The 2,509-nt window shown below is 65.0% G+C and carries 4 protein-coding genes and 1 riboswitch; all 4 genes read left to right on the top strand.

Going from position 1 to position 2,509, the window contains the following annotated elements:
* A riboswitch (cobalamin riboswitch) is annotated at nt 1-211 on the top strand. This riboswitch is flagged as partial in the annotation.
* A gap of 99 nt (nt 212-310) precedes the next feature.
* Nucleotides 311-499, top strand: coding sequence for a CbtB-domain containing protein (locus tag J4E53_RS30385; RefSeq protein ID WP_014338677.1), 189 nt, complete (start codon nt 311-313; stop codon nt 497-499).
* 11 nt (nt 500-510) lie between these two features.
* Complete coding sequence (locus tag J4E53_RS30380) at nt 511-1,206, top strand: CbtA family protein (protein ID WP_060738115.1); 696 nt, start codon at nt 511-513, stop codon at nt 1,204-1,206.
* Nucleotides 1,203-1,607, top strand: coding sequence for a cobalamin biosynthesis protein (locus tag J4E53_RS30375; protein WP_103309479.1), 405 nt, complete (start codon nt 1,203-1,205; stop codon nt 1,605-1,607). Before J4E53_RS30380 ends, J4E53_RS30375 begins: the two co-directional genes overlap by 4 nt.
* Before the next feature lie 77 nt (nt 1,608-1,684).
* Nucleotides 1,685-2,431 carry a precorrin-4 C(11)-methyltransferase gene (cobM, locus tag J4E53_RS30370; protein WP_103309481.1) on the top strand — a complete coding sequence of 249 codons (747 nt, stop codon included), beginning with the start codon at nt 1,685-1,687 and terminating at the stop codon, nt 2,429-2,431.
* The last annotated feature ends 78 nt before the right edge of the window (nt 2,432-2,509 follow it).

Below are 2,509 nucleotides of genomic sequence, written 5' to 3'. Positions count from 1 at the left end.
TTCACAGGGTGAAACGGGAAACCGGTGAATCGTGTGCTTTACTCCAAAGCCACGTCAGTCCGGTGCTGCCCCCGCAACGGTAAGCGAGCGAAGCGTCTGAACCACTGTGTCTGCCCTGCTACAAGGGCGCATGGGAAGGTGATGCTTGCAGGCAAGGCCCAGCCCCTGCCCCTCGCGAGCCCGGAGACCGGCCCATGACTCAAGCATCAACAAACCCGCGGCGGGCGGGCGCTGTTCGAACCTTGGCGATCTTTCGCCCGGGGTCTCATTGCGCTCGCATCCCCACGGAACAAAAACAGAGGGAAGCGCCATGTCGACCATCAGCAGCACCGCCCGCACCGCCAGCAGCACCACCACCCTGAGCCAACGCCTGAGCGCCGCGATCCTGGCTTCGATCCTGGGCGCGGGGCTGGTCTATTTCGCCGGTTTCTCCCACATCGAAGCGGTGCACAACGCCGCCCACGATACCCGCCACAGCGCCGCCTTCCCCTGCCATTGAGAACTGACGACATGATCAAGCGTATCGCGCAGACCGCCGGTTTCAGCGGCTTGCTGGCCGCCCTGCTGCTGACCCTGTTGCAGAGTTTCTGGGTATCGCCGCTGATTCTCCAGGCGGAAACCTTCGAGAAGGCCCCGGCGACCGAGGTCCATGAGCACACCGACGGTGTGGCCCACACCCATGATGCCGAGGCCTGGGAACCGGAAGATGGCTGGCAGCGCGTGCTGTCCACCACCGGCGGCAACCTGGTGGTCGCCGTGGGTTTTGCCCTGATGCTAGCGGGCCTGTACACCTTGCGCACACCGACTCGCACCTCCCAGGGTCTGCTCTGGGGCCTGGCCGGTTATGCCACTTTCGTCCTGGCACCCACCCTCGGCCTGCCCCCGGAATTGCCCGGCACCGCAGCGGCCGACCTGGCCCAGCGGCAGATGTGGTGGATCGGCACCGCGGCCTCGACGGCGGTGGGCATTGCCCTGATTGCCTTCGGCCGGCATTGGCTGCTCAAGCTGCTGGGCGTGGCGACGTTGCTGGTGCCCCACGTTATCGGTGCGCCGCAGCCCGAAGTCCACTCGATGCTGGCGCCCGAAGCGCTGGAAAGCCAGTTCAAGATCGCCTCGCAGGTGACCAACGTCGCCTTCTGGCTGGCCCTGGGCCTGATCAGCGCCTGGCTGTTTCGCCGTGACGGCCAAGCCCACCACGACGCATGAGCACCGGGTCGATCCTGGTGATCGGCTTGGGCTGCCAGCGCGGATGCCCCGCCAGCACGCTGCGGGCCTTGCTCGAACAGACGTTGCTGGCCCACGGCATCGAACTTCACCAGGTACGGGCCCTGGCCAGTATCGACCTCAAGCGTGACGAGCCCGGGCTGCTGGAGCTGGCCGGGCAACTGGCCTTGCCGCTGACCTGCTTCAGTGCCGAACAGTTGGCCGGTTACGAGCGGCGGCTCAGCCATCGTTCCGAGATCGCCTTCGCGCAAACCGGTTGCTACGGCATCGCCGAAAGCGCCGCCCTGGCCTTGGCCGATCAATTGGGCACGACGCCCGCAACCCTGCTGATTCCCCGTCAAACAGGCCCCATGAGCACGTTGGCATTGGCGGTCGTGGCGTAAATCCCGATAATCGCCGCCCAGGATCATGAGCGATCTTCATCTGGGCGACGCTCACCCACCTTTCACAGGAGCCGGTCATGACCGTGTACTTCATCGGCGCCGGCCCCGGCGACCCGGACCTCATCACGGTCAAAGGCCAGCGACTGATCCGCCAGTGCGCGGTGATCATCTACGCCGGCTCGCTGGTGCCAACCGCCGTCCTCGAAGGCCATTGTGCCGAACAGGTGATCAACAGCGCCGAGCTGCATCTGGAACAGATCATCGAATTGATCAGCAGCGCCCATCTCAAGGGCCAGGACGTGGCCCGGGTGCACTCCGGCGACCCGAGCCTGTACGGCGCCATCGGCGAACAGATTCGTTGCCTGCGGGAACTGGACATCCCTTTCGAAATCATCCCGGGCGTGACCGCGACCTCAGCCTGCGCCGCCCTGCTGGGTGCCGAACTGACCTTGCCGGACATCTCCCAGAGCCTGATCCTCACCCGTTACGCCGATAAATCCCCGATGCCCGCTGGGGAAGAACTGGGCAACCTGGCACAGCACGGGACGACCATGGCGATTCACCTGGGGGTCAATCACCTGGATAAGATCGTCGACGAACTGCGGCCCCACTACGGCGCGGATTGCCCGATTGCGGTGATCCACCGGGCGACATGGCCGGATCAGGACTGGGTGCTGGGGACGCTGGCAGATATTGCCGAAAAGGTGCAAGCCAAGGGTTTCCGCCGAACGGCGCTGATCCTGGTGGGGCGTGTGCTGGGCAATGACGTGTTCAGCGAATCGTCGCTGTACCGCGCCGGACATGCGCATCTCTACCGGCCCTGACTCGCCAGAGAATCCACCTGGATCCCCCTATAGGGGCGAACCAGTGGGAGCAAGGCTTGCCCGCGAAGGCGTCGCCTC

The organism is Pseudomonas sp. FW305-28, assembly GCF_017351395.1.
In the GTDB taxonomy this organism is placed as follows: domain Bacteria; phylum Pseudomonadota; class Gammaproteobacteria; order Pseudomonadales; family Pseudomonadaceae; genus Aquipseudomonas; species Aquipseudomonas fluorescens_AA.
Note: the sequence above shows the minus strand (reverse complement) of the source record. Positions and strands in the feature narration are given on the sequence as shown.

What these genes read in the sequence shown, in the direction of transcription:
- J4E53_RS30380 (WP_060738115.1), top strand. Translation starts at nt 511, where the DNA reads ATGATCAAGCGTATCGCGCAGACCGCCGGTTTCAGCGGCTTGCTGGCC.
- cobM (WP_103309481.1), top strand. Translation starts at nt 1,685, where the DNA reads ATGACCGTGTACTTCATCGGCGCCGGCCCCGGCGACCCGGACCTCATC.
- J4E53_RS30375 (WP_103309479.1), top strand. Translation starts at nt 1,203, where the DNA reads ATGAGCACCGGGTCGATCCTGGTGATCGGCTTGGGCTGCCAGCGCGGA.
- J4E53_RS30385 (WP_014338677.1), top strand. Translation starts at nt 311, where the DNA reads ATGTCGACCATCAGCAGCACCGCCCGCACCGCCAGCAGCACCACCACC.